Here is a 24,445-nt window from a genome sequence, read left to right on the forward strand (position 1 = left end):
TCGCCGATGTCCGATCCGATCGACACCCCCACCCCTCGCCGCAAACCGAAGCCCGAAGTCACTACTCTCGGCGGGCGCGAGTTGAAGCCCTCCACGCTGATGATGGGCTACGGCTTCGATCCTGTCCTGTCCGAAGGCGCGCTCAAGCCGCCGATCTTCCTGACCTCGACGTTCGCGTTCGAGAGCGCCGCTGCGGGCAAGCGCCACTTCGAGGGCCTGACCGGCAAGCGCGCAGGGGATGTCGAAGGCCTCGTTTATTCGCGCTTCAACGGTCCCAACCAGGAGATTCTCGAAGACAGGCTCGCCATCTGGGACGAGGCCGAGGACGCCTTGGTCTTCTCCAGCGGCATGTCGGCAATCGCGACGCTGCTGCTGGCATTCTGCAACTCGGGCGACGTGGTCGTTCATTCCGGACCGCTCTACGCCGCCACGGAGGGCTTCATCGCGAAGATCTTGTCGAAGTACGGCGTGACCTACGTCGATTTCCCGGCGAACGCGAGCGCGAACGAGCTCGAAGCCGCCGTGGCCAGGGGCAAGGAACTGGCCGAAAGCCAGGGCGGCAAGCTGGCGATGATCTACCTCGAAAGTCCGGCCAACCCTACCAACGCGCTGGTCGACATCGAGGCGGTCGGCAAGGCCCGTAAGAAGTCCTATGGCGAGGCGGACGACGCCCCGCCCATCGCCATCGACAACACCTTCCTCGGCCCGCTGTGGCAGCATCCGCTCGATCACGGAGCGGATATCGTCGTCTACTCGCTGACCAAGTACATCGGCGGGCACTCGGACCTCGTCGCGGGCGGCCTTTCGGGCGAGAAGCGCTGGATGGACCCGGTGCGGGCATTGCGCAACACGATGGGCACCATATGCGACCCGAACACCGCCTGGATGCTGCTGCGAAGCCTCGAGACCGTCGAACTGCGCATGGCGCGGGCGGGGGAGAATGCGGCCAGGGTTTGCGAATTCCTGCGCGCCCATCCGAAGGTCGATGGCCTCGGCTACCTCGGCTTCATTTCGGACCCGGCGCAGAAGGACATCTTCGAACGCCACTGCCTCGGCGCCGGCAGCACTTTCTCGCTTTTCGTCAAGGGCGGGGAGGCGGAGAGCTTCCGCTTTCTCGATTCGCTGAAGATCGCAAAGCTTGCGGTCAGCCTCGGCGGCACGGAAACGCTCGCCAGCCATCCGGCCTCGATGACGCACCTGTCGGTACCCGAAGAGCGCAAGGCAGCACTCGGAATCACCCAAAATCTCGTGCGAATCTCCATCGGAATCGAGGATGCCGATGATCTGATCGCCGATTTCGACCAGGCTCTCGCCTCGATCTGAAAGTCGCGCCAGACGCCGCTTTGCACGACTAAGCTTGACATACGTTGCCGGGCGGGGAAGCATATCGCCCGAGTTTCCAGTGCCTCAAAGGGGGAAATAAGATGAAGAAATCTCTTGCCGTTTTTGCCGCCGTTGCCCTTGCTCCGCTCGCTGCTTGCGGTGGCGGTGTAGAAGACGCCGAAGGCGAACTCGCCGAACAGCAGATGGAAGCGTCCGAGGACGTGATCGAAGAGCAGGCCGATCTCGCCGACGAGATGGGCATGGAGGCTTCGGAAGAAGCGCTCGACGATACCGCCGATGCGATGGGCGAAGCTGCCGACAACGCGGAAGAAATGGCCGACGACGAAGCCATGTGATCTTTCGGAGGCATCGGCGGGCTGCCCCTTGCACCCGCCGCGCTTCGAAAAAGGGCCTCGACCTGACCGGTCGGGGCCCTTCGCTTTCGGGTCGGCTTTTTTGGCGCCCCGTGTCGCTTAGCCGTGGCCGTGCCATTCCCGGCGTTCCTCGGCCTGCCGCAGCACCTCGTATGCCAGCTGATAGGCCTGGAAAGCCTTGGCAGCTTCCTCGTCGCCCGGTTTCACATCCGGGTGCACCTCCTTGGCCTTCGCGCGCCATGCCTTCCTGACCGCTTCGAAATCGGCATCGGCGTCGAGGCCCAGTACATCGAGTGCGCGCATCTCGTCCCTCGTACGCGAACCGTCGCCCGAACCGGCCCATCCGTAGTGCGCCGCTTCGCTGTAGCCTTTCGATTCGGCCTGTTCGGCCTGCTCGCGCTCGGCGGCTTCCTCGGTATCGAGGCCCGCGAAATAATCCCAGCCGCGATTGTATTCGGCAGCATGCTGCTGGCAGAAATACCAGCGCTCAGGGCTGTTGGGAGATTTCGGCGCAGGGCAGTCTCCCGGCTCGGAGCACCCGTGCCGGTCGCACAGGCGCACTTGGGCGGCCTCGCGCCCGCCTTCGTAGCCACGCCAACGCGGGAAGCCCCAGTCGAGCGAGCGCCGGGGCCTACTCACCTGTCCTCCGGGAGAACGGCGCGGTTGCCGATTGTCGTTCGTCGATGCTCGTCCGCACCTTCTCGAATGCTCCTAGCTTGGCTTGACCACGGCTGCAGGGAAGGAACCAACGGAACCTGCCGCATCGAGCGGCCGCAGAAAGGATCAGCATATCATGAGCGATCGTCTGGCCATAGCCGCGACCGCATCGATTCTGGCGATGTCGCTGTTCGTGCTGTCGGGCAGCGGAAGCGAGGCCGCCGCTGCCGGACACGGCTTCGACCATGCGTCGCCGCAAGCCGCGACGCATGGCTTGCCCGACCTGTCCCTGAACCTGGCGCTGCCCGTCATTCGCTGAAGCGCGACGAGCAGCGCCGGCAGATCAGTTGACGGTGACGGTCACCGCGCGGCGGTTCTGCGCCCAGGCCTGTTCGTCGGAGCCGAGCGCCACCGGACGTTCCTTGCCGTAGCTGATCGTGTTGACGCGCGACGGAGAGATGCCGAGGCTCACGAGATAATTCTTCGCGGCATTGGCGCGACGCTCGCCGAGAGCGAGGTTGTATTCACGCGTTCCGCGCTCGTCCGCATGCCCCTCGACCGTGACGCGCGTGTTCGGATAGCGGTTGAGCCATTGCGCCTGCTTCTGGAGCGAGGCAGCGTCCTCGCTGTCGATGTTGTAGCGGTCAGTATCGAAATAGATCGTGTCCGCGCCCTGCGTGAAGTTCACGAAGTCGGCCTGGCTGCCCTGCTGGAGTCCGAGCTCCGAACTGGACGGCTGCGACGAGGTCGACGTGCCGGTGCCGGACGGCTGCGGCGGCAACTCCTCGGGCGCATTGGTGGCGCAGGCAGACAGGGCAAGCGAGCCGGCAAGGATAAGGCCGGTTCCGATCTTCAGGTTGGCAGGCATTGGCAATCTCCTCGTCCTTCGAAATTCACGTTCCGTGCGATCGTGCACAGAGTCAATCGTTTCAGAAACGGATTCGTTGCGCGCGCCCTGCTCACTCGCGGATCGGCCCCCACGCGGGGTCCGACGCGCCCACCGGCGTCGGCAACTGCCGCTCGTTCCGCCCGGTGAGGTCGACCTGCCAGATCGAGGTCTTGCCCGAGTTGCGTTCGGTCCTGAAGAACTGGATGATTCGGCCGTTGGGGGACCATGTCGGCGCTTCGTCCTGCCAGCTGTCGGTCAGGTGGCGCATGTTGCGGCCATTGGGGTTCATGACCGCCACGCGCAGGTCGCCCGCGATATGCGTGAAGGCGATCTGGTCTCCGCGCGGACTCCACTCGGGCGTCGCGGCCCGTCCGCCGAAAAAGCTGATCCGGCGCTGGTTCGATCCGTCCGCGTCCATGAGGTAGACCTGCTGGGTGCCCGAACGGTCGCTTTCGAACACGATGCGCTGCCCGTCGGGAGAAAAGCTGCCGCCGACGTCGATGCCCGGGCTGTCGGTCAGCCGCTGCGGTTCACCGCCGCTGGCCGAAATGCGGTAGATGTCGGTGTTGCCGGCGATCGCCATCGAATAGAGGATCCAGCGCCCGTCGGGCGACCAGCGCGGGGCGATGGTCGGGTTGTCGCTGCGTGTCACGAGCCGCTGCGTATCGGTCTGCAGGTCGTAGACGTAGATGCTCGGCTGCCCGTTGAGATAGGACAGATAGAGGATCTTCGAATAGTCGGGCGAATAGCGCGGCGTCAGCGCCGTCGCCTGTCCGCTGGTCAGGTAGCGGTGGTTTGCGCCATCCGAATCCATCACCGCCAGGCGCTTCAACCGGCGGTCTTTCGGGCCTGTCTCGGCGATGTAGGCGATGCGGCTGTCGAAGAAGGGGCTTTCGCCCGAAAGCCGCGAGTAGACGAGGTCGGCGCACTTGTGCCCGGCTCGCCGCCAGTCGCCCGCAGATACGACCCAGCCCGCCTTGGCGAGTTCCATGCGCAGCGCAACGTCGTAGAGATAGCAGCCGACAACGAGGTTGCCGCCCGACTGCTGGCGAACGTAGCCCTGCACCAGCATGTCGGCGCTGCGCAGCTGCCAGACGGGATAGTCCGGCGCCTGGACTTCGCTGAATTGCGGCTGCGGAAGTCCCTGCGGACCGGCGGGCTTGAACAGCCCGTTGTTGCGCAGGTCGTTCGCGATGACTTCCGAGATCGCACGGCCCAGCGCCGCGGTCGATCCCGCGTTGGTCTGCGTCGGCACGTCGCGGTCCGTCGCGAAACTGGTGATCGCTATGCCGAGATCCTGCCACTCGCTCTCGTCGGAGACCGTAACCGTAAGACCGCCTTCCTCGGCGGCGGGTGCGGTTTCGGTGGCCACCGGCTCGGCAGCGATCGTCGGCGCTTCCTGTACCTCCTGTGCGGACGCGGGCAGCGCCACGAACATGGTGGTGGCAAGAGCGAGCAGTTTCAGGGCGGACTTCATTTCTACAACCTTCTGTCGAACTGTGACGTGACTGTCTTCCAGCCCTCGTAATATTCCTCGGGCAGGTTGAACGGAGCGGCCAGCCGCACTGCCCGGATCGCCTGCTCTGCGTGGCGTTCCTTCTGCGCTTCGTTCGCGGGCGTCACCCCGCTCTGCCGCACCACGCTCGGCGAGCCGGAAAGACTGCCGTCGCGGTTGAGGCTGAAACGCACGACCGTGACAAGAAGCTCCGCCTCGGCACCCTGCGGCGCCGTCCAGTGCGGCTTGAGCTGGCGCGTGATCGCACTGGCGAGCGAGGACTGCACGCGCGGCCCGATCGTGGCAGCGGGACCGTTGCGCGAAGAACCTTCGGACCCCGATGCGCCATCGAGGAAATTGCTGCCGACGCGGCTGCCTCCCGACTTCTCGGCTGGAGCGGACGTACGCCGGGGAGCGGGCGCGCTGGTCTGGCGCGGCGCAGGTGCCGCCGTCTGCCTCGGTGTGGGCCGCGATGTGGTTCGCGGCGCAGGGCGTGGTTCGGGCCGGGGTGCGGGCGCGGGCCGGGTCACGGTTTCGGGGATCGGCAGCGGCAAGGCATCGACGATCGCAGGCAGCGGCACCGAATCGGCAAGGCGCTCGCCCAGTTCGGGCGCGATGTCCGGCGCGGGATCGGCATAAGGCGTCGGCGAGGTCGAAGTGAGGCCGACATTGTCGCTCAGCGTCACCTGTATCCGCTCGGGCTTCGGAATCGTCTCGACGGCAGGCGGGCGCAGCAGCAGGACGCCCAGGACGGCCGCGTGCAGCACGACCGCGACGGCGAGGCCGACGCGTTCGTCTCCGTTGAGGGAAATCGCTGCCATCGTGCCGGGCTATTCGGACGCGCCTGAACCGTCGCTGACGCCGGGCACGCCGGCCGACGCGCTCGTCACCAGCGAGATCGAGTTGAAGCCCGCCCGGTTGAGTTCGCCCATCACGCCCATCACGCGACCGTAGTCGAGCGCCGTATCGGCCCGCAGCGTGACCAGCGGCGGACGCCCGTCGCCGCCGGTCGGTATGTCGGCCAGCCGCTCGGGCAGTTCGCCGGGTGCAAGCTGTTCGTCGTCGAGGTAGACGGCGCCGTCCCGGCTCATCGAAATGGTGATCTGCCGCGCTTCCTCGGCGAGCGCCTTGGCCCGGCTTTCGGGCAGTTCCACCGGCACCCCGGCGGTCAGCAGCGGGGCGGTCACCATGAAGATGATGAGCAGCACCAGCATGACGTCGACAAACGGGGTGACGTTGATTTCTGCCATCGGCGCCCGCCCGCCGCGTCCCTTGCGCCGCGTACCTCCGCGTCCGCCGGCAAGGCCCATCGCCATGCTACTTGGCCTCCAGCTGGCGGCTGAGCGTCGCAAGGAAGCGGTCGGCAAACCTTTGCAGTCGCGCCTCGAACCCGTTCACGCGGTGGGAAAAGCGATTGTAGGCGATAACCGCCGGGATCGCCGCGAAAAGGCCGAGCGCGGTCGCGAACAGCGCCTCGGAAATGCCGGGCGCGACGACCGCGAGCGAGGAATTCTGCTGCTGTCCGATCTGGAAGAAGCTGTTCATGATGCCCCATACCGTCCCGAAAAGCCCGACAAACGGTGCGACCGATCCCACGGTGGCGAGGAAGTTCAGGCGGTCCGAAAGCTTCTCGGCCTCGAGCGCGACGGCGGAGTCCATTGCAAGCTGCAGGCGCTGGCGGGCGCCTTCGCGATCGACCGACTTGCCGGCGATGGACCGGTCCCATTCGGCAAGTCCGGCATTGACCACATTGGACGGCGGAATCGCCGGCTTGCCGTGTTCGGACTGGAAGGACTCGATGTCGCGCGCCTTCCAGAACGCGCTTTCGTACCGTTCGCTGCGACGGCTGAGGCGCCCCACCCGCATCGAGAACGAGATGATGATCGCCCAGACCCACACAGACGCGAGGATCAGGCCGACCATCACTATCTGCACGACGATGTCGGCCTGCAGGAACAGTTCCAGCGGATCGAGCCGCTCGGGACTGCCGCCAAGCCCGGAGGCAATCTGCGAAAGCGAATTGGTCATTGGCATCCTTCGTTCTCGGGAAAGGCAGTTGCGAAAGCCTTTCGCCATTCATCGGGCTGGCGGCGCGGCTTTCCGTCCGGACTGACGAATCCCACACGCAAACGCGCTTCGCACAGCAATGTTTCTCCGCGCAGCGCCACTTGCGAAAGGCGGCAGCTGGCGGCGCGAATCTCTTCCGGCCGGGTCTCGATCAACACCGTCTCGCCCAGCCGGGCGGGCGCGCGATATCGCATTTCGACCTCGGCGATGGCGTAGTTGCCCTCGCCGCTGGCGAGCGCTTCGGCCTGGTCGATGCCGAGAAGGCGCAGCAGGTCTGTTCGCGCCCGCTCGAACCAGCGCAGGTAGTTGGCGTGATAGACGATCCCGCCCGCGTCGGTGTCCTCAAAGTAAACGCGCACCGCATAGCGATGGACACGGTCCTGCAGGATGCCGCTGGTCGGTTCGGGAAGGATCGTCATGGCGCGCGGCTGTTTAGCGCCGGGGCGACTCGCTGCACAAGCGCTGTTAGCCGGCTCATGCAATTCGTCGCACGGTTCGCGGTGGAAATCCGCCGGCTACAGGCCTCAGTCGGGCACCATCTGGAAGAACTGGCGACCGCCGAAGATGTGGACGTGCAGGTGCGGGACTTCCTGGTGGCCGTCCCCGCCCATGTTGACGAGCAGGCGATATCCCGGCCCGTCGAGTTCGAGCTGCCGCGTGACGTGGCCCACCGCGCGCATGAACCCGGCGATCTCGCCATCGCCCGCCCTGGCGGTGAAGTCGTCCCAGCTGACGTACTCGCCCCTGGGGATGACGAGGACGTGAATCGGCGCCTGCGGCCTGATGTCATGGAAGGCGAGCGCGAAATCGTCCTCGTAGACCTTCTTGCAGGGCAGTTCCCCGCGCAGGATCTTCGCGAAGACGTTGTCGGGATCGTAGGGCTGGCTGGGGTCGATCGGCATGGACAAGTTCCTCAGGATATGCGCGAAGCCTTTTCTTCGATGCCGGAGATGCCCTCCCGGCGGTCGAGCTCCTCGAGCACGCTGGCGAAGGGAACGCCGCGCGCGCCAAGCAAGACCAGCAGGTGGAACAGGAGGTCGGCGGCTTCGCCCACCAGCGCCTCGTTATCCTCCGAAAGGGCTGCAATCACGGTCTCCACCGCTTCCTCGCCCAGTTTCTGCGAGATCTTGCCGATGCCCTTCGCGTTCAACCGCGCAACGTAGCTGGCTTCGGGATCGGCACCGCGCCGCTGCACGATGATCGCTTCGAGGCGGTCGAGGGTTCCGGTGTCACTCATGCCCCGGCAATGCGCGGAGGCACCGCCGCGGTCAAGCGGGGGCGTGTCAGTCGCCCGAGCGCTTCGATGCCCAGCGGCGTCCGATGATGAGACCGGCCAGGCCCAGCGCAAGCAGGGTCATGCCATCGGGATCGGGCAAGGGTGTGCTGCCGGCCGCATAGGCGGGAGCGGCAAGCGCAAGGCTCAGCAGGCTGGCGAATCCGGTCCGGTACATCGTGGAGCCGTGATCGGTTAGATTTTCGCCTAACGACAGGGCCTTGATCGCCGTGTTCCAGCTTGGGACAGGTGTTAGCGGGTATCCTAACCCGTCAGCCCCGCGCGGGGAGTCCCGCGGCCCGCAGCGCGGCGTGCGCCTCTGCAATGGTGTGCGTGCCGAAGTGGAATATGGACGCGGCGAGGACCGCGCTGGCATGACCGTCGCGCACGCCTTCGACAAGGTGGTCGAGCGTCCCCACGCCGCCGCTGGCGATCACCGGGACCGGTACCGAATCGGCGATGGCGCGGGTAAGGGCAAGGTCGTAGCCCGCCCTGGTCCCGTCCCCGTCCATCGAGGTGACGAGCAGTTCGCCCGCGCCGAGTTCGGCCAGCTTCACGGCATGCCCGACAGCGTCGATGCCGGTACCGCGTCGTCCGCCGTGAGTGAAGATTTCCCAGTGGTCGCCCTGCCTGCGCGCATCGACCGACGCCACCACGCACTGGCTGCCGAAGCGGTCGGCGATGTCGGCGACGATCTCCGGTCGGGCGACCGCGGCGGAATTGACCGCGACCTTGTCCGCCCCGGCCAGCAGGAGCGCCCGCGCATCGTCGACCTTGCGCACGCCGCCGCCGACGGTGAACGGCATGAAGCACACTTCGGCGGTGCGTTGCACGATATCAAGCAGCGTGCCGCGTCCCTCGTGGCTGGCGGAAATGTCGAGGAAGCACAGCTCGTCGGCGCCTGCCTCGTCGTAGGCGCGCGCCTGCTCGACAGGATCGCCCGCGTCCTTGAGGTCGACGAAGTTCACACCCTTCACGACGCGCCCGTCGGCCACATCGAGGCAGGGTATGACGCGGACGCGGACGGTCATGCCCGTTCCGCGATCTGGATGGCGGCGGCAAGGTCCAGCCGCCCGTCGTAGAGCGCGCGTCCGGTGATCACGCCCTCGATACCGTCAGCGGCGTGGATCGCCAGCATGCGGATGTCGGACAGTCCCTTCACGCCGCCGCTCGCGATCACCGGCATCTCGGTCTGCCGGGCGAGGTCGACGGTCGCCTCGACGTTGCAGCCGGTCAGCAGGCCGTCGCGTCCGATGTCGGTGAACAGCAGGCTCGCGACGCCGGCATCCTCGAACCGGTGCGCCATGTCGGCTACGGGCACGTCGGAGACATCGGCCCAGCCGCCCGTCGCGATCATGCCGCCGCGCGCATCGACGGCAACGACGATGCCGTTCTCCCATTCGCGCGCCATGTCGCGCACGAACTGCGGGTCCTTCAAAGCCGCCGTACCGATGACGACGCGGCTGACGCCCAGTTCGAACCAGCCCTGCACCGCCTCGGGCGAGCGGATGCCGCCGCCAAGCTGCACATGGCCGGGAAACGCTTCGAGAATGGCTTCCACCGCCTCGCGGTTCTTCGATTCGCCCGCGAATGCGCCGTCGAGGTCGACGACGTGGAGGAACTCCGCGCCCGCCTCTGCAAAGATGCGCGCCTGCGCTGCCGGGTCGTCGCCGTAGACGGTGGCACGGTCCATGTCGCCTTCGGCAAGACGGACGACCTGCCCTTGCTTCAGGTCGATGGCGGGAAATACGATCACGGCTTCCACTCCAGGAACCGGGCGAGGAGCGCCAGCCCGTAGGCCTGGCTCTTCTCGGGATGGAACTGCACGCCGATCATGTTGTCGCGCGCGACCGCCGCGACGATGCCGCCGCCGTGATCGGTCATCGCCTCGACATCGTGCGGGTCCTCGGCAACGAACTGGTAGGAGTGGAGGAAATAGGCCTCGCCCGGCTCGATGACTTCGTGGCCGCGCGCATGCGGCGTGGGTGCGACGTCGTTCCAGCCCATGTGCGGCACCTTGATCGCCGGATCGGTACGCTCGATCGTGCGAACCTCGCCGCCGATCCAGTCGAGCCCCGGCGTGCTACCGTGCTCGAGCCCGCGCGTCGAGAGAAGCTGCATGCCGACGCAGATGCCGAGGAACGGCGCTCCGCCGACATGGACGCGCTCGGTCATCGATTCGACGAGATGCGGTATTGCCTTCAGGCCCTTCGCGCAGGCCCTGAACGAGCCGACGCCGGGCAACACGATGCGATCGGCGGCCCGAACGACGTCGGGATCGGACGTGACCTTCACACCTTGCGCGCCCGCCGCCTTCAGCGCGTTCGCGACCGAATGGAGGTTGCCCGCCCCGTAATCGATCAGCGCGAGGACCTCAGCCACGGCGGCGCTCAGCCACCGAGCTGGCCCTTGGTCGAGGGCACGGCGCCGGCCTTGCGCGGATCGAGCTCGACCGCGGTGCGCATCGCACGCGCGAAACCCTTGTAGATTGCCTCGCACACGTGGTGGTTGTTCTGTCCGTAGAGCAATTCGATGTGGAGCGTGATCCCGGCCGCCTGCGCGATCGAGTGGAACCAGTGCTCGAACAGTTCGGTATCCATCTCGCCGAGCCGTTCCTGCGTGAACTTCGCCTTCCAGACGAGGAACGGCCTTCCCGATATGTCGAGCGCGACACGGGCCAGCGTCTCGTCCATCGGCGAATAGGCGTGGCCGTATCGACCGATCCCGCCCTTGTCGCCCAGCGCCCGGTCGATCGCCTGGCCGATCGCGATGGCGCTGTCCTCGGTCGTGTGGTGCTGGTCGACATGGAGGTCGCCTTCGATACGGCAGGTCACGTCGATCAGCGAATGGCGCGAGAACTGCTCGATCATGTGGTCGAGAAAGCCGATGCCGGTCGCGACGTCGTACCTGCCCGTCCCGTCGAGATTGACCTCGACCTCGATATCGGTCTCGTGAGTCTTTCGGGCTATCCGGGCAGTGCGCATGCGCTGGCCTATAGCCCTGCACGGCCGGGAATCAATCGGCCTGCGCAAGTTTCGTCGTTGCGGCGACCCGCGAAAAACCGAGGAAAAAGAACCGGCGGGCACTCGCTTGTGACACAAACCGCCTTGACCGGTACCGAATCAGTCTACACTTGGGGAGCATGAGCGACACCCCGCCCGACAGCCTGATCCCCTACGACGAGATCGTGCAGGAAGCGCTGCGCGCGGTCGTCGGCCGCGTGCTCGGCCAGATCGAGGCCACGGGCGGCGAGCTTCCCGGCAGCCACCACTTCTACATCACGTTCAAGACCGGCGCGCCCGGCGTGGACATTCCGGCGCACCTGAAGGAACGCTTCCCCGACGAGATGACCATCGTCCTTCAGAACAAGTTCTGGGACCTGACCGTCACCGACATCGGCTTTTCGGTCGGGCTGAGCTTCAACCAGATGCCCGCCAAGCTCGACATTCCCTTCGCCGCGATCACGGCGTTCGTCGATCCGGCTGTCGACTTCGGCCTCCAGTTCCAGGCGATGTCGGGCGAATCGGAGCCTGAAGCGCACGAGGCGGCGGAAAACGACGGATCGGAACAGTCGGACGAGGCGCGCGTTGTCGAAAGCGAGGACGGGTCCAACGTCGTGACGGTGGATTTCGGCAAGAAGAAGTGACCGGGCCGGCACGGCCCCAGGACGGGTGACCGATGGCGAAGACAAAGCTCATAACCAAGGCCGACGACGCCAAGTACGCGGTGAAGCGTCGCGCCAGCAAGGCCAAGGCGAAAGCCAAGGGCGCGATCGAAGCGGTCCACGGCCCCAGCCCCAATCCAAAGACCAACCTAGTGCTTGCCGACATCGCCCTTCGCGGCGGCAGCCTCTTGTTGCGCCAGGGCGTCGAACGCGGCCTGCTCGGCGCGAAGTATTCGCCCGGCAAGGCGAAGGACATACTTAAGGGCCGCTCGATATTCGAGAACCTGACCGGCGTGGCTCTCGCCCGGCTCGCGACAAAGTCGGTGCCCGGCGCAATCCTTGTCGGCGGCGGGATCATCGCCAAGACGCTCTACGACCGGAGCAAGGCGCGAAAAGCCAAGGCGGAAGGCGAAGCCGAGCTCGACGAGATGGCCGCCGAAGGCCGCGATTCCTGACCTTGCGTACTGCCGCTCACCAGCGCACTTGATTCGCACGGCGCCGCCCGCCATCAGCGGGCATGGCCGATCACACCGACAACGCCGATGCGCCGCTTCAGCGACGCGGCCTGATGTTCATCCTGTCCTCGCCCTCGGGTGCGGGCAAGACGACGATCTCGCGCATGCTGCTGGCGCGCGACGAGCATATCCGCATGTCGGTCTCGGTGACCACGCGGCCGCAGCGCCGGGGTGAGATCGAAGGCAAGGACTACTTCTTCACCGACCGCTCCCGCTTCGACCGCATGGTCGAGGAGCGCGAGTTCCTGGAATGGGCCGAAGTTTTCGGACACTGCTACGGAACGCCGAAGTCGCACATCCGCGACGGCCTCGACGAAGGGCAGGACTTTCTCTTCGACATCGACTGGCAGGGTACCCAGCAGCTCTACCAGAAGATGGAGCGCGACGTCGTACGCGTATTCCTGCTTCCCCCGAGCCTGGCAGAACTGCACCGCCGCCTGACCGCGCGCGCCACCGACAGCGTCGACGTGATAGCCGGCAGGATGGCGCGCGCGCAGGCCGAGATCAGTCACTGGGACGGCTACGACTACGTCGTCATCAATGACGATATCGACCGCTGCTTCGACAAGGTCGTGCAGATCCTCGAAGCCGAACGCCAGCGCCGCGCACGGCAGACGGGCCTCATCGGCTTTGTCCGCGACCTGATGCGTCCGGTCTAGCCGCGCGTCCCGAACCGGATCGGCAATTCCTCGAGGTTCCTGCCGAAAAAGCTGGGCGTGTAGCGAAGCTCCTCTTCGGCGCATGCGAGCGAGAATTCGGCCAGCCTTCGCAGCAAAACGGAAAAGCTCACGACCAGTTCCTGCCGGGCCAGCGGCGCGCCGATGCAATGGTGGCGGCCGATACCGAAGGCGAGGTGCCTGCCCGGCGACTTGCGGTCGAGATCGATCCTGTCGGCGTGCGGAAACTCGTCGCCGTCCCGGTTGGCAGCGCCGAAGCGCAGGCTCAGCAGGTCGCCGGTCTTAAGTGCAACGCCGCCCAGCTCGGTCGGCCTCGTGACGCGGCGGAACATGCCCTGCGCCGGCGATTCGAGCCGCAGGACTTCCTCGGCGAAGTTGGCGATCCGGTCGGGCTCGGCAACCAGCGCCCGTGCCAGGTCCGCGTCCCGTGCAAGCATCTGCATGCCCGATGCGATGGCGGCGGTCGTCGTCTCGTTGCCCGATGCGAGCAGGTCGACCGCGATGATCGTCAGCGTGTCCTCGTCGGCGAGGTATTCGCCGTCCTCGCCACGCGCGGTCGCGATGGTTGTAAGCAAATCGTCCTTCGGCTGCGCGCGCCGGTCCTCGACCTTGTCCATGAAGAATTGCTGCATCTCGACCACCAGCCGCGCGCACTCGACCTCGCGCTCCTCCGAGATCATCATGCTGAACGGTTCGACGATCGCATCGGACCAGCGCTTGAAAGTCTCGATCATGCCGGTCGGCACACCGAGCTGCTGCGCGATGACCATCATCGGCAACGGATGCGCGAACGCGCCGACGAATTCGCATTCGCCGCGATCCGCAAAGCCGTCGATCAGGCGACCGGCTGTCTCTTCCATCCACGGCGTCATCTCGCGCACCTTGGCGACGGTGAACAGGCGGGCAAGCAGGGCGCGAACTTCGGTATGGCGCGGCGGATCGGACGTCGAGCACGACATCCGCGGCATCCAGCCTTCCTCGGCATAGACGCGCAGCACTTCGGCGGGCACGCCGCCCGGGCGCAGCTTCGCCGGGCTCACCTCGCTCGCGAACAGGTCGGGCTGGCGGATCACCTCCTCGCACAGCGCGTAGCTGGTCACGAGGTGAAAGCCGGTGGCGGGCATCCGGTAGACCGGCGCCTCGCGCCGCAGCCGGTCGTACAGGGCATAGGGACATGCCTGGACTTCGGGCTTCATCAGGTCGGGAACAGGCTCCACGACATCTCTCCGGGATTTGCCTTTACGGCCCGAGAAGTAGGTCGCGGCCCCTTGCCGGTCAACTGGTCCGGCGGGCGCCGATCAGGCCGCCTCTGCCTTCTCGATTTCGGCGCGGACGTTGGCGTCGAGCGCTTCCGAGGTCGTTTCCTGGATGATGAAACGCGGACGACGCTTCGTTTCGAGGTAAATCTTGCCCACGTATTCGCCGAGCACGCCGATCGACAGGAGCTGGACGCCGCCGAGGAACAGCATCGGCAGCACGGTCGATGCCCAGCCGGGCACGATGTCCGAGCTGTGAGCGAAGTAGACGTAAAGAAAGAACAGGCTCGCCAGGATGGTGCCGAGGAAGATCACCGCCCCCGTCGCTGCGATGATCCGCAACGGCATGACCGTGAACGAGGTGATCCCGTCGAGCGCCAGCCGCAGCATCTTCCGCAGCGTGTACTTGGTCTCCCCGGCGGTGCGCGGCTTGCGCGCATAGGGAACGAGCGTGACCGGAAAGCCGAGCGTGGGGATCAGCCCGCGCAGGAACAGGTTGACCTCGCGGTACTGGAGCAGTGCGGCGAGCGCGGTGCGCGACATCAGGCGGAAATCGGCATGGTTTTCGATGATCCTGATGCCCAGCGCCGACAGCAGCCGGTAATAGGCGTTGGCCGACCCGCTCTTGCCGCGCCCGTCAGAGCTGCGATCGTTGCGCACGCCGAGCGCGAGATGCGCGCCGTCCTCGTAGGCGGAGATCATGCCGCGCACGGCCTCTATATCGTCCTGCAAGTCGGCATCCATGGTCAGGATCACGTCGGCATCGGCGATGGTGAGGCCCGCCAGCATCGCCGACTGGTGGCCGAAATTGCGCGAGAGCATGACGCCCTCGACTTCCGGATTGGCGGCGCAAAGCCGCTCGATCAGCGACCACGTGCCGTCCGAGCTGCCATCGTTGACGAGGATGAGGCGGAACCCGGTCAGCCGGTTCGAACGATCGGCAACAAGCGTGCGAAAGAAATCGAGGATCACCGGCGCGGTTTCGGGCAGCGCCTCTTCCTCGTTGAAGCACGGTACGACCACGTCGGCGTAGTATGGTCCCTTGATCGTCGTCATGACCCTGCTGTCAGCCCCCGGTCCGGCAAACCCTTTCCCGCTTATTGCGCGAAACAGTTAATAGGCCATAACCGGGCGCCGCGCGAACTCGAAAAATCGGCGCAGTCGTGGAAAGCCGCGACGGATGGGCCGGCCGCGCTTGACCGCCCGAATCGCTTCGACCATGCACGGATGCGACAATGCGGGCGAAGTGCATCGCCCGCCGGACAGGGACCGACGCGGGCATGGCAGGCCACGTATACAACGACGATTTCTACGCCTACATCAGCCAGGGTTCGCGCGCGTCGGCGAACGTCGTGATCCCGCTGATGCTTTCCAACATCGATATCGACAGCGTGCTCGACGTGGGCGCGGGCAACGGATCGTGGCTGGCCGCATGGCTCGATGCCGGGGTCGCCGACGCGCTGGCGGTGGACGGCGACTACGTCGACCGCACCAAGCTCGCCATCCCGGCGGACCGTTTCCAGCCGCACGACCTGGCCCGCCCGCTCGATCTCGGCCGCAGGTTCGGCCTCGTCCAGTCGCTCGAAGTTGCGGAACACCTTGCCGAGGACCGCGCCGACAGCTTCGTCGAAACGCTCGCACGCCACGGCGACGTGGTGATGTTCTCGGCCGCAGTGCGCAACCAGGGCGGCGAGTATCACGTGAACGAGCAGCCGCCCGAATACTGGCGGCGCAAGTTCGCCGCGCGCGGCTACACCTGTTTCGACTGGCTTCGTCCGCAGCTTGTTAACCATGGCGAAGTGAAGCCGTGGTACCGCTTCAACACGCTGATCTACGCGAACGAAGCAGGACAGAAGCGCTTGAGCCAATCCATTCTCGAAGCCCGCGTGGCCGAAGGCAGCGAAGTGCCGATGTGCGGCAACCTTGCGTGGAACGCGCGCCGCGCCGCCGTCGCGCTCATCCCGCAGGGTCTCATCCACACCGTTGCCATGGCGAAGGCCGCAATCGAGGCCCGCACGCGCGGGCACCGGGCCTGAGCGCGGGTCGCGATGGCCGATGGTGCGATCACCGCCGCCGATGACCGACCGACGAGGCGCACCTTGCCGATAGCGACGTTCATGATGCTGATGGGCGGTGCCTTCTGCGCCGCGTGCGGCACGCTCCTGCTGAAAGCCGGCGCGACCGGGCGGACCGATATCCTGCAATTCGTCAATCCGTACATCTTCTTCGGTTTCGCGCTCTACGGGCTCGGCAGCGTGCTGTGGATCCTCAGCATGGCGAAGGAGCCGCTGAGCGTCGTCTACCCGTTCACCGCGCTCAGCTTCGTGCTGGTGCTGCTTGGCGCCGTCGTCTTCCAGGGCGAGCGGCCGACGCTGACCAACCTGATCGGCGTGGCGGTGGTCGTCGCCGGGATCGGCCTTGTCGTATGGGGACGCAGATGACCTCGATCATGGAAATCGCCAAGAAGCCGCTGGCCGCGCCCGCGGTCTTCGACCTCTACCAGCGTATGGTGGGCGCGCCGCGCATGCTCGAACGCTTCGTTGCCGAGTGGCTGCGGCCCGAATCCGGCGACCGCCTGCTCGACATCGGCTGCGGCACGGGCGCGATGGTGCCCTACCTGCCGGACGATGTCGAACTGCTCGGGATCGACATCAGCGAGCCCTACATCGCCGCCGCGAAGGCGCGTTACGGCGGCAAGGGTACGTTTCGCGTAGCAGATGCCTCGGATCAGTCGCTGGACCTTGGCGAACCGTACGACATCGCATTCGCCTCGGGCGTGCTCCATCACGTTCCGAGCGTGCCCGCGCGCAGCCTGATCGAGGGCGCGCTCGCCCGCCTCAAGCCCGGCGGTCGCTTCGTCGCGATCGATCCGACGCTGGTCGAGGGACAGGGCTGGTTCTCGCGCACGGTCGTCAAATCGGATCGCGGCGACTTCATCCGCTCACCCGCCGAGATGGCAAGCCTGATGGACGGCCTCGACCCGACGTTCGAAGTCGTCACCAACATGCTCAACATCCCCTACGCACAGGTCGTCACTACCATCCGCCGCTAGGGCCGGTTGCGGGTCGGGGCAGCAGGTCCGCTCCTACCACTCGTCGGGGCCGAGGCAGCAGAACTCGCCGTTCTGCTTTGCCCTGGCGCGCAGGTCCGCCGGCAGCATGTGGCAGCCGACGATTACGCCGTCCGAATTGCGCTCCTTGAGGTAGGCGACGGGATCTTCGAGAGCGCCGGTCCAGATCTGGAACAGGCCAAGCCGGTGCTGCGGCAGGTGGCTTTTCATGTAGGCGAAATAGGTGATCTCGTCGACGCCCACGGCGCGCGCCTTTTCCGGTTCGGGGATACGGCACATCCGCGCGGTCGCCATTATCTGTCCGCGCACCTCGTCGTATCCGAACAGCGGCGTCGAGAACGGCTGGCGGTCGATATAAGCGGTCTGCTGGCGCGCATGGTCGAGCGACGGCCACCAGATGCGCGCGATCAGCACCGGGCTGACAATCGCCGCCAGCGCGACGAGAACGGCGGCGACTTCCGCCAGCGTCCGCAGCCACCCCTTCTCCGGTATGCACGACATCGCGAGCACGATGGCGAGCGCCAGCAACGGCAGCACGAAGCCGGCTTCGTAAACGTTGCGGATGAGCTGGGTGGAACCCCAGCCGAGAACGGCGGCGAGCACAAACAGCGCCAGCACGATGCGAACGTCGACCCGTCGCCGCATCGCGGACCGTCCGGCCGACACCACGAGCGAGACCAGCGCAATCGCCATCGTCGCGCCCCATGCCAGCGTCAGGGCGAGGAACCACTTGTACGACGTGGCTCCGTCAATCTGGTCGTAGGCCAGCCAGCCCGATAGCGGCGCGGCTTCGGGAGTCGCCAGCCGGACGTAGCCGAAGACCGAAATGTTCGAGAAAAGCGCGCCGAGGCTTTCGAGCGCCTCCGAAACGGAACCTGCCTGCACGATGCTAGAACTGATGTTGTTGCCGGCATAGGCGGCGCGCAGCACCGGGTCGTCGGGACAGCGAAACCGCTCGATCCAGTAAAGCGCCGCGCTTGCAGCCATTGCCGCGACCGCCAAGCCCCCGGCGATGCGCGGGACGATCGATTTCCGCCCCCAGCTCGCCAGCAGGACGCACGCAAGGAACAGCGGGACGAGGAAGATCGACTTCAGGTGATAGCTGAGCGCTACGGCGGTCAGCGCGAGGACGATGCCGGTCCGCGCCCACGCGCTTGCCGCGTCCATGGCGGGCGGCAGGCGATCCCAGCCATTTTCGCGCCAGGGCAGGCATGCCACGATCACCGCGCCGATGGCGGTCAGGATCAGCGGCTGTTCGGGCCTGCTCATCACCATGATGAGCGGAAGGTTCGCAAATGCGATCAGTCCGAACCCGGTCATCGCCAGTGCCGAACGCTCGCGCGTCCCCGCTGCAAGCCTGCGGACGAGTAGGAACATCAGGACGCCGAAACCCAGCGCGTAAAGCACGCCCGAAAGCCTCAGATAGAACGGATCGGCGAAGGCGCCGTTGAAGAACGCCGAGTACCAGCGCGCGGGCATCATGAAGAACGGCGGCTGCGCCAGCGTGTTGGGACCGCACAACTCGCTGAACATCTTGTCGACGCCGTCGAACCCGGCGCGCTCGTGGAAGCGCCAGCCGCTCTCGTCGGTGTAAACGGGCAGGAAGATGCCGAACGCGATCGCCGCCGTGAAAGCGGCAATCACCAGCGCCCGCAAGCCGAGCAGCGCCCTCATTCCCATTCGCGACCCCCAAGTCCTGTCCGGCACGCCTCTGTGCTTTCACGCCGACGCGCCTGCCCCATGCACATGCCGGGAGCTTCGTGCCAGAGGATAGTTCGCGCCATCGCGCGCGTTCTCACCATTGATCCGGCCCGAGGCAGCAGAACCGCCCGTTGCGCAGGGCCTTGTCGCGCAAGCTTTCGGGCAGGATGTGGCAGCCCACGACGATACCGTCCGAGTCGCGGCTTTTCAGGTAGCCCACCGGGTCCTGCAGGTCGCCGTTCCAGTGCGAGAAGGCCCCAAGCCGGTGCTGCGGCAGTCGGCTTTCCATGTAGGCGAAGTAGGTCAGTTCGTCGACGAGCACGGCACGCGCGTTCTCCGGTTCGGGAATACCGCACATGCGCCCGGTCTCGAGAATCTTCGGCTCGATCTGGCGATATCCGCGGATCGAGACCGAAAGGGGCTGGTCCTCGATGTAGCCCGCTTGCCCGAATGCGCGCGCCATTCCCGGAGCCCAGACCGTGCCGAGAAGCGCCACGTTGACGAGCGCGAGCAGCCCGACGCCCACCGCCGACACCTCGAAGATCGACCTTGCCCGCCCCGCCTTCGGTGCCGTCGCCAGCGAAAGCAGCACGGCGAGGAGCAGCAGCGGAATCACGAAGGTCGTCTCGTAGATGTTGCTCCAGTTCTGGCTGGCGGTCCAGCCGACGAAGGACACGAGCGCTGCCACCGCGAAGACGAGCGGCGCGGGTATCGCTCGCGCCCGCCACGCCCGCACCGCCGCTGCCACGAAGGCGACCAGCCCGATGAGCAGCACGCCGCTCCAGACGATGACGAGCGAGAGGTACCAGCGCAGCGATTCCGCCTTGGTGACCTGTTCGGCGGGAAGCCATGAGGCAAGCGGATACTGGTCGGGATTGGTCAGCAGGATGTAGCGCAGCACGCCGACGTTGCCGAACACCGTTTCCGCGAGTGCGCGCAGGTCCCCGATGCCCGAAACCGACGAGATCGACGCGCCGATGCTGTGAGCCTCGTAAAGTTCGCGGAGGGCCGCGTTGCCGGGGCAGGACAGGCGATCGAGCCAGTATGAGGCAGAAACCGCCGCTATCCCCAGGATCAGGAGGGCGGCGGCGATGCGCGGCACATGTGCCTCCCGACCCTTCGCGCAGAAGAACAGCGCTGCAAGGAAGATCGGCAGGCCGGCAAGTCCCTTCAGGTGATAGCTCGCCGCCACGACGACGAGCGCGACGATCGCGGCGCAGCGTAGCCACGCGGTCGCGCGGCCCGTTTCGCGACCGGCCACCGCTCCTCCGAGGCCGAGGCAGACAGCGGAGAGCACCGTCAGCGCGATCGGCTGTTCGGGGCGGCTCCACACCAGCAGCAGCGGCGTCATTCCGAGGCACAGCATGCCGATACCGAGCGTGACCAGCACGTCCCGCTCGCGCGCATTGGCGGCAACGCGGCGCAGGATGGCGAAGAGCATCGCGGCAAGCAGCAGCGCGTATAGCACGCCCGAGGCACGTACCCAGAACGGGTCGGCGAAGGCGGTATTGAACAGCGCCGAGTACCAGCGCACCGGCATCATGAAGAACGGCGGCGCGGCAAGCGTGTTGGGGCCGCACAGTTCGGTGAACATCTTGTCCACCCCGTCGAGCGCGGCACGTTCCTGGAACCGCCAGCCGATCTCGTCGGAATAGACGGGCACGAACATGCCGAGACCGATTGCCGCGACGAATGCCGCGAGCACGACGGTACGCAGCCATCGCATTGCCGTTGATTCCATCGGCCCCCCTTGCCGGCAAAGCCCCGATGACCTGCCGCAACCTTGCCACCGCTCCTGCCACAGCATGGTTAACACGGCTTTACGCACCTCCGCACCATCGCAGGTTCGCGATGCCCGGCACTTGCCCAACCCCGCCGCGCGCGATAGGCGGCGCGGGCCGATAACCAGACGAAGGACAAGTGGATGTCAGACCTGCAAGCCGCCATCGACGAGGCCTGGAACGCGCGTGACAGCGTGACGCCGGCGAGCAGCGACGTCCGTACCGTGGTCGAACAGGCGCTCGCACTGCTCGATTCCGGCAAGGCGCGGGTGGCGGAACCCGATGGCAGCGGGGGCTGGCAGGTCAACGAATGGCTCAAGAAGGCGGTGCTCCTGTCCTTCCGCCTCAACGACAACGTCGTCGTACCCGGCGGCGCGGCGGGTGCGCCCGGCTTCGACAAGGTGCCCTCGAAATTCGCCGGGTGGGACGATGCGCGCTTCCGCGAGGCAGGGTTTCGCGTGGTGCCGGGCGCGGTCGCGCGCGCCGGCTCGCACATCGCGAAGGGCGTCGTCCTCATGCCCAGCTTCGTCAACATCGGGGCCTACGTCGACGAAGGGACCATGATCGACACCTGGGCCACGGTGGGAAGTTGCGCCCAGATCGGCCGGAACGTCCACATCTCGGGCGGTGCCGGCATCGGCGGCGTGCTCGAACCGCTGCAGGCCAACCCGGTCGTGATCGAGGACGACTGCTTCGTCGGCGCGCGTTCCGAGGTTGCCGAGGGCGTGATCGTCGGCAAGGGCTCGGTGCTGTCGATGGGCGTCTACATCGGCGCCTCGACCAAGATCGTCGACCGCTCGACCGGCGAGGTCCACATGGGGACGGTGCCGCCGTACTCGGTCGTGGTTCCGGGATCGCTTCCCGGAAAGCCGCTTCCCGACGGGACGCCGGGGCCGTCGCTTTACTGCGCCGTGATCGTCAAGACCGTCGATGCGCAGACCCGTTCCAAGACGGGAATCAACGAACTTCTGCGCGATTGATCGTCGCGCGCCGGTGGAACGGGTGGCACGGTCATGCGTTTTCTGCTGTGATAGACCCTCACGGGGAACGAACTTTTCGAAAGGGATCGGACAATGGAACGCAAGGGGGACGAAGTACACGTATCCGAGGACGAGGCACGCAGCGGTTCGACGCCGCATATCGTCCGGTACGTCCTTATCATCAGCCTGGTGCTCGCGATCCTCGCCCTGTCGGCGATCTGGATCACCGGCGCGCTGACTTCCGCCGACGAAACCGGCGGGTTCAACGATACCGAGCGGGCAGCCCAGGAAGCGGAAATGCAGGAGTGACGGTTTGAGCAACAAGTTCCAGAAGGGCCAGTGGGTCGAATGGAATTGGGGCAACGGCAGCGCCAAGGGCAAGATCTCGGACCGCTTCGAGGAAGAGGTCACCCGCAAGCTCGGCGGTAGCGAGATCACCCGCAAGGGCAGCGAGGACAACCCCGCCTACCTGATCGAACAGGAAGACGGGGACAAGGTGCTCAAACTGGGGTCCGAACTGAAGGACGCCTGAGAATGGCGCTTTCCCGCTTTCACGAAGCGCAGGAAGGCACTTACCAGACTGCGCTCGCCGAACTGCAGGCGGGCGCCAAGCGCACACACTGGATGTGGTTCGTTTTCCCCCAGATCGCGGGTCTGGGATCGAGTTCGACCGCGCGGTTCTATGCCATCGCCGACATGGCTGAGGCGCGAGCCTACCTTGCCGACCCGGTTCTCGGGCCGCGCCTCGATGCCTGTACCGACGCAATGCTTTGCTGGGCCGGGAAGAAGTCGAGCCGCGACATCCTGGGCCCGGTCGATGCGATGAAGTTCAGGAGTTCGATGACGCTGTTCGAGGCTTCAGGCGGGAACGATCGCTTCGCCCGCGCGCTGGAAGCTTTCGAGAACGATCAGAGGGACGAGGCTACGCTTAAGCGACTATGACCGGCGAAGACGTCATCGACGAACAAGTGATCACCGCGACGTTCAACAGCCAACTGGCGGTCGGCGCGCTGATGATCGGCATTTGCGTGCTGCTCCACGGTTTCGGCCTGTTCGGGCTGCAACGCGCGCTCTTCGCCGAAACGATGAAGGAGCGGATCGAGAACCTGCGGCCATTCTCCATCCGCGGTGCAGCCGCGACCACGCTGATCGTGTTCGCGCTGCTGTTCCTCCATTTCGTGGAGATCTGGCTGTTCGCCTTCCTCTACGACTTCCTGCAGGCGCTGCCCAATTTCCAGGAAGCACTCTATTTCTCGACGATCAGTTTCGCGACGATCGGCTATTCGGACGCCTCGATCGCCGACGAATGGCGTATGGTCGCCGCGCTCGAGGGTATCCTCGGCGTCATCCTGCTGGGCTGGTCGACGGCATTCTTCGTCCGCGTGCTCGGCAAGCTCGAGGGAGGCGGTTCGCGGAGCGACGCCTAGTCGTCGTCGAGGTGCCCGACCGGATACTCGACGGGCGCGGTCCCCTTTTCGGAAGCCGCGTGGCGTTCGGCCATGCGCATCACCCGCATCATGTTGCCGCTGCTGATCTTGCGCAGGTCTGCCTGCGAATAGCCGCGCCGCGCCAGCTCGGCAAACAGTGCGGGGTAGCCAGCGACGTCGTCGATCCCCTCGGTAGTCGATGACATGCCGTCGAAATCGGCGCCGAGGCCGACATGGCCGATGCCGGCGACCTCGACGATGTGGTCGATGTGGTCGGCGAGTTGCGCCAGCGTTGCACGGGGAACAGGATTGGCCGCTTCCCACGCTTCCAGCGCCGCCTTCGCGGCGGCTGCATTGCCCGTGTTGAGCGCCTTCAGCCGTGCTTCCTCGGCATCCTTGCGAGCCGACCAGTCGCGTACCTCGTCGCTGACGTAGGCCGGGAGCGTGACCGCCATGACGATGCCGCCGTTGGCGGGCAGCCGCGCGAGCACGCTGTCGGGCACGTTGCGCGGATGCGAGGCGACGGCGCGCGCGCCCGAGTGGCTGAAGATCACCGGCGCCCGCGCGACATCGAGCGCATCGAGCATCGATTCCTCGCTGACGTGGCTGAGATCGACGAGCATGCCGATCCGCTGCATCTCGCGAACGACATCGCGCCCAAAATCGGTAAGGCCGCCGTGGACCGGCTCGTCGGTCGCGGAATCGGCCCAGGCGGTGTTTTTCGAGTGTGTAAGCGTCATGTAGCGCGCGCCAAGATCGTGCATCTGGCGCAGCACCGCGAGCGAGTTGGCGATCGAATGCCCGCCTTCCATGCCGATCAGCGAGGCGACCTTGCCCGCGCGCATCGCTTTCGCGACATCGTCCGACGACGTAGCCAGCTCGAGCTGCGGGTAGCGCGCGACGAGGCGCTTGGTGATGTCGATCTGTTCGAGCACCGCCGTCACCGCTTCGGCCTCCGGAAGGTCGGTAGAGACCCACACCGACCAGAACTGCGCGCCGACCTTGCCCGTCCTCAGCCGTGCGAGGTCGGTGTGCATTGCCCCCCGGTCGTTCTCGGGATCGGCGGTCCCTGTGGTGTCGGCGAAGTCAAAGTCGGCAAGCACGTTCCTGGCGCGCGCCCTGATCTGGATCGGCACGTCGTTGTGACCGTCCCAGACAGGCGCGGCGCGCAGCGCGGCTTCGGCGCTCTGCTCCGCCGTCTGGGCAATGGCAGGAGAGGACGCAAGCGAGAAGGCGAAGACGGTTGCGGCGGCAAGCCGCAGGGTTTTGCTGAGCGCTGTCATGGCCGCATCACAA

At 66.1% G+C, this 24,445-nt stretch carries 33 protein-coding genes; 14 read left to right on the forward strand and 19 right to left on the reverse strand.

From position 1 onward, the window contains the following. Positions 1 to 6: 6 nt before the first annotated feature. Positions 7 to 1,323: a cystathionine gamma-synthase family protein gene (locus FHS75_RS11465; RefSeq protein WP_179407837.1), complete on the forward strand. Its 1,317-nt coding sequence runs from the start codon at positions 7 to 9 to the stop codon at positions 1,321 to 1,323. A gap of 101 nt (positions 1,324 to 1,424) precedes the next feature. Beyond that, entirely contained in the window at positions 1,425 to 1,679 is a 255-nt protein-coding gene (locus FHS75_RS11470) for a hypothetical protein (RefSeq protein ID WP_179407838.1), read from the forward strand. 117 nt (positions 1,680 to 1,796) lie between these two features. On the opposite strand, the gene FHS75_RS11475 is transcribed toward FHS75_RS11470, so the two are convergent. Further along, complete coding sequence (locus tag FHS75_RS11475) at positions 1,797 to 2,336, reverse strand: J domain-containing protein (RefSeq protein WP_179407839.1); 540 nt, start codon at positions 2,334 to 2,336, stop codon at positions 1,797 to 1,799. 154 nt (positions 2,337 to 2,490) lie between these two features. Between FHS75_RS11475 and FHS75_RS11480 the strand changes: the two genes are divergently transcribed. Then, positions 2,491 to 2,673: a hypothetical protein gene (locus tag FHS75_RS11480; protein ID WP_179407840.1), complete on the forward strand. Its 183-nt coding sequence runs from the start codon at positions 2,491 to 2,493 to the stop codon at positions 2,671 to 2,673. Positions 2,674 to 2,697: 24 nt separating this feature from the next. Here FHS75_RS11480 and pal read toward each other — a convergent pair whose 3' ends face one another. From pal to hisB, 13 genes are all read right to left on the reverse strand, one after another. After that, positions 2,698 to 3,222, reverse strand: coding sequence for a peptidoglycan-associated lipoprotein Pal (gene pal / locus FHS75_RS11485; protein WP_179407841.1), 525 nt, complete (start codon positions 3,220 to 3,222; stop codon positions 2,698 to 2,700). 91 nt (positions 3,223 to 3,313) lie between these two features. Beyond that, complete coding sequence (gene tolB, locus FHS75_RS11490; protein WP_179407842.1) at positions 3,314 to 4,720, reverse strand: Tol-Pal system beta propeller repeat protein TolB; 1,407 nt, start codon at positions 4,718 to 4,720, stop codon at positions 3,314 to 3,316. 2 nt (positions 4,721 to 4,722) lie between these two features. Next, positions 4,723 to 5,559 carry a cell envelope integrity TolA family protein gene (locus tag FHS75_RS11495; protein ID WP_179407843.1) on the reverse strand — a complete coding sequence of 279 codons (837 nt, stop codon included), beginning with the start codon at positions 5,557 to 5,559 and terminating at the stop codon, positions 4,723 to 4,725. A 9-nt stretch (positions 5,560 to 5,568) separates the two neighbouring features. Continuing rightward, the gene (locus FHS75_RS11500; RefSeq protein ID WP_179407844.1) at positions 5,569 to 6,054 is read right to left on the reverse strand and encodes an ExbD/TolR family protein; all 486 of its coding nucleotides are present in this window, start codon (positions 6,052 to 6,054) and stop codon (positions 5,569 to 5,571) included. A gap of 1 nt (position 6,055) precedes the next feature. Beyond that, positions 6,056 to 6,766 carry a protein TolQ gene (gene tolQ, locus FHS75_RS11505; protein WP_179407845.1) on the reverse strand — a complete coding sequence of 237 codons (711 nt, stop codon included), beginning with the start codon at positions 6,764 to 6,766 and terminating at the stop codon, positions 6,056 to 6,058. Continuing rightward, positions 6,763 to 7,224 (reverse strand): YbgC/FadM family acyl-CoA thioesterase, encoded by a 462-nt coding sequence (locus FHS75_RS11510; protein ID WP_179407846.1) that lies wholly within the window; start codon positions 7,222 to 7,224, stop codon positions 6,763 to 6,765. The genes tolQ and FHS75_RS11510 overlap by 4 nt, the downstream gene beginning before the upstream one ends. Before the next feature lie 105 nt (positions 7,225 to 7,329). Then, the gene (locus tag FHS75_RS11515; RefSeq protein ID WP_179407847.1) at positions 7,330 to 7,707 is read right to left on the reverse strand and encodes a histidine triad nucleotide-binding protein; all 378 of its coding nucleotides are present in this window, start codon (positions 7,705 to 7,707) and stop codon (positions 7,330 to 7,332) included. A gap of 11 nt (positions 7,708 to 7,718) precedes the next feature. After that, positions 7,719 to 8,042: a phosphoribosyl-ATP diphosphatase gene (locus FHS75_RS11520; RefSeq protein WP_179407848.1), complete on the reverse strand. Its 324-nt coding sequence runs from the start codon at positions 8,040 to 8,042 to the stop codon at positions 7,719 to 7,721. A 46-nt stretch (positions 8,043 to 8,088) separates the two neighbouring features. Beyond that, entirely contained in the window at positions 8,089 to 8,256 is a 168-nt protein-coding gene (locus FHS75_RS11525) for a PEP-CTERM sorting domain-containing protein (protein WP_179407849.1), read from the reverse strand. A 94-nt stretch (positions 8,257 to 8,350) separates the two neighbouring features. Further along, positions 8,351 to 9,109: an imidazole glycerol phosphate synthase subunit HisF gene (gene hisF / locus FHS75_RS11530; protein ID WP_179407850.1), complete on the reverse strand. Its 759-nt coding sequence runs from the start codon at positions 9,107 to 9,109 to the stop codon at positions 8,351 to 8,353. Further along, positions 9,106 to 9,834, reverse strand: coding sequence for a 1-(5-phosphoribosyl)-5-[(5-phosphoribosylamino)methylideneamino]imidazole-4-carboxamide isomerase (gene hisA / locus FHS75_RS11535; RefSeq protein ID WP_179407851.1), 729 nt, complete (start codon positions 9,832 to 9,834; stop codon positions 9,106 to 9,108). Before hisA ends, hisF begins: the two co-directional genes overlap by 4 nt. Further along, a complete protein-coding gene (hisH, locus tag FHS75_RS11540) occupies positions 9,831 to 10,460 on the reverse strand; it encodes an imidazole glycerol phosphate synthase subunit HisH (protein WP_179407852.1) in 630 nt (209 codons plus the stop codon). The genes hisA and hisH overlap by 4 nt, the downstream gene beginning before the upstream one ends. Positions 10,461 to 10,468: 8 nt before the next feature. After that, positions 10,469 to 11,062 carry an imidazoleglycerol-phosphate dehydratase HisB gene (gene hisB / locus FHS75_RS11545; RefSeq protein WP_179407853.1) on the reverse strand — a complete coding sequence of 198 codons (594 nt, stop codon included), beginning with the start codon at positions 11,060 to 11,062 and terminating at the stop codon, positions 10,469 to 10,471. 158 nt (positions 11,063 to 11,220) lie between these two features. Between hisB and FHS75_RS11550 the strand changes: the two genes are divergently transcribed. The 3 genes from FHS75_RS11550 to gmk all read left to right on the forward strand — a co-directional run bounded on the left by FHS75_RS11550 (position 11,221) and on the right by gmk (position 12,916). Then, complete coding sequence (locus tag FHS75_RS11550) at positions 11,221 to 11,724, forward strand: SspB family protein (RefSeq protein WP_179407854.1); 504 nt, start codon at positions 11,221 to 11,223, stop codon at positions 11,722 to 11,724. 32 nt (positions 11,725 to 11,756) lie between these two features. Continuing rightward, positions 11,757 to 12,197 (forward strand): hypothetical protein, encoded by a 441-nt coding sequence (locus FHS75_RS11555; RefSeq protein WP_179407855.1) that lies wholly within the window; start codon positions 11,757 to 11,759, stop codon positions 12,195 to 12,197. Positions 12,198 to 12,259: 62 nt separating this feature from the next. Beyond that, on the forward strand, positions 12,260 to 12,916 hold the full coding sequence (gene gmk, locus FHS75_RS11560; RefSeq protein WP_229735571.1) for a guanylate kinase: 657 nt from the start codon (positions 12,260 to 12,262) through the stop codon (positions 12,914 to 12,916). Here gmk and FHS75_RS18185 read toward each other — a convergent pair. Beyond that, positions 12,913 to 14,151 (reverse strand): cytochrome P450, encoded by a 1,239-nt coding sequence (locus tag FHS75_RS18185; RefSeq protein ID WP_179407856.1) that lies wholly within the window; start codon positions 14,149 to 14,151, stop codon positions 12,913 to 12,915. The genes gmk and FHS75_RS18185 overlap by 4 nt on opposite strands. 81 nt (positions 14,152 to 14,232) lie before the next feature. Further along, positions 14,233 to 15,246, reverse strand: coding sequence for a glycosyltransferase family 2 protein (locus tag FHS75_RS11570; RefSeq protein ID WP_179407857.1), 1,014 nt, complete (start codon positions 15,244 to 15,246; stop codon positions 14,233 to 14,235). A gap of 224 nt (positions 15,247 to 15,470) precedes the next feature. Here FHS75_RS11570 and FHS75_RS11575 point away from each other — a divergent pair, with 224 nt between their 5' ends. The 3 genes from FHS75_RS11575 to FHS75_RS11585 are packed head-to-tail and all read left to right on the forward strand — an operon-like array spanning position 15,471 to position 17,242. After that, complete coding sequence (locus FHS75_RS11575; RefSeq protein WP_179407858.1) at positions 15,471 to 16,226, forward strand: methyltransferase domain-containing protein; 756 nt, start codon at positions 15,471 to 15,473, stop codon at positions 16,224 to 16,226. Positions 16,227 to 16,238: 12 nt separating this feature from the next. Next, complete coding sequence (locus FHS75_RS11580) at positions 16,239 to 16,631, forward strand: EamA family transporter (protein ID WP_179407859.1); 393 nt, start codon at positions 16,239 to 16,241, stop codon at positions 16,629 to 16,631. Continuing rightward, positions 16,628 to 17,242: an SAM-dependent methyltransferase gene (locus tag FHS75_RS11585; protein WP_179407860.1), complete on the forward strand. Its 615-nt coding sequence runs from the start codon at positions 16,628 to 16,630 to the stop codon at positions 17,240 to 17,242. Before FHS75_RS11580 ends, FHS75_RS11585 begins: the two co-directional genes overlap by 4 nt. A gap of 33 nt (positions 17,243 to 17,275) precedes the next feature. Here FHS75_RS11585 and FHS75_RS11590 read toward each other — a convergent pair whose 3' ends face one another. Both FHS75_RS11590 and FHS75_RS11595 read right to left on the reverse strand, forming a co-directional pair. Continuing rightward, positions 17,276 to 18,940, reverse strand: a complete 1,665-nt coding sequence (locus FHS75_RS11590) for a hypothetical protein (RefSeq protein WP_179407861.1) — start codon at positions 18,938 to 18,940, stop codon at positions 17,276 to 17,278. 115 nt (positions 18,941 to 19,055) lie between these two features. Continuing rightward, positions 19,056 to 20,702, reverse strand: a complete 1,647-nt coding sequence (locus FHS75_RS11595) for a hypothetical protein (protein WP_179407862.1) — start codon at positions 20,700 to 20,702, stop codon at positions 19,056 to 19,058. Positions 20,703 to 20,885: 183 nt separating this feature from the next. Between FHS75_RS11595 and dapD the strand changes: the two genes are divergently transcribed. From dapD to FHS75_RS11620, 5 genes are all read left to right on the forward strand, one after another. Continuing rightward, positions 20,886 to 21,722, forward strand: a complete 837-nt coding sequence (gene dapD, locus FHS75_RS11600; protein ID WP_179407863.1) for a 2,3,4,5-tetrahydropyridine-2,6-dicarboxylate N-succinyltransferase — start codon at positions 20,886 to 20,888, stop codon at positions 21,720 to 21,722. 93 nt (positions 21,723 to 21,815) lie between these two features. Continuing rightward, complete coding sequence (locus tag FHS75_RS11605; protein ID WP_179407864.1) at positions 21,816 to 22,031, forward strand: hypothetical protein; 216 nt, start codon at positions 21,816 to 21,818, stop codon at positions 22,029 to 22,031. A gap of 4 nt (positions 22,032 to 22,035) precedes the next feature. Continuing rightward, positions 22,036 to 22,254: a hypervirulence associated TUDOR domain-containing protein gene (locus tag FHS75_RS11610; RefSeq protein WP_179407865.1), complete on the forward strand. Its 219-nt coding sequence runs from the start codon at positions 22,036 to 22,038 to the stop codon at positions 22,252 to 22,254. A gap of 2 nt (positions 22,255 to 22,256) precedes the next feature. Beyond that, complete coding sequence (locus FHS75_RS11615; RefSeq protein WP_179407866.1) at positions 22,257 to 22,664, forward strand: DUF1810 domain-containing protein; 408 nt, start codon at positions 22,257 to 22,259, stop codon at positions 22,662 to 22,664. After that, the gene (locus tag FHS75_RS11620; protein WP_179407867.1) at positions 22,661 to 23,149 is read left to right on the forward strand and encodes a potassium channel family protein; all 489 of its coding nucleotides are present in this window, start codon (positions 22,661 to 22,663) and stop codon (positions 23,147 to 23,149) included. The genes FHS75_RS11615 and FHS75_RS11620 overlap by 4 nt, the downstream gene beginning before the upstream one ends. Here FHS75_RS11620 and FHS75_RS11625 read toward each other — a convergent pair. Further along, a complete protein-coding gene (locus FHS75_RS11625) occupies positions 23,146 to 24,432 on the reverse strand; it encodes a dipeptidase (protein WP_179407868.1) in 1,287 nt (428 codons plus the stop codon). The two genes, FHS75_RS11620 and FHS75_RS11625, sit on opposite strands and share 4 nt — an antisense overlap. Between the last annotated feature and the right edge of the window lie 13 nt (positions 24,433 to 24,445).

Source organism: Novosphingobium marinum (assembly GCF_013408095.1).
GTDB classification, from domain to species: domain Bacteria; phylum Pseudomonadota; class Alphaproteobacteria; order Sphingomonadales; family Sphingomonadaceae; genus Novosphingobium; species Novosphingobium marinum.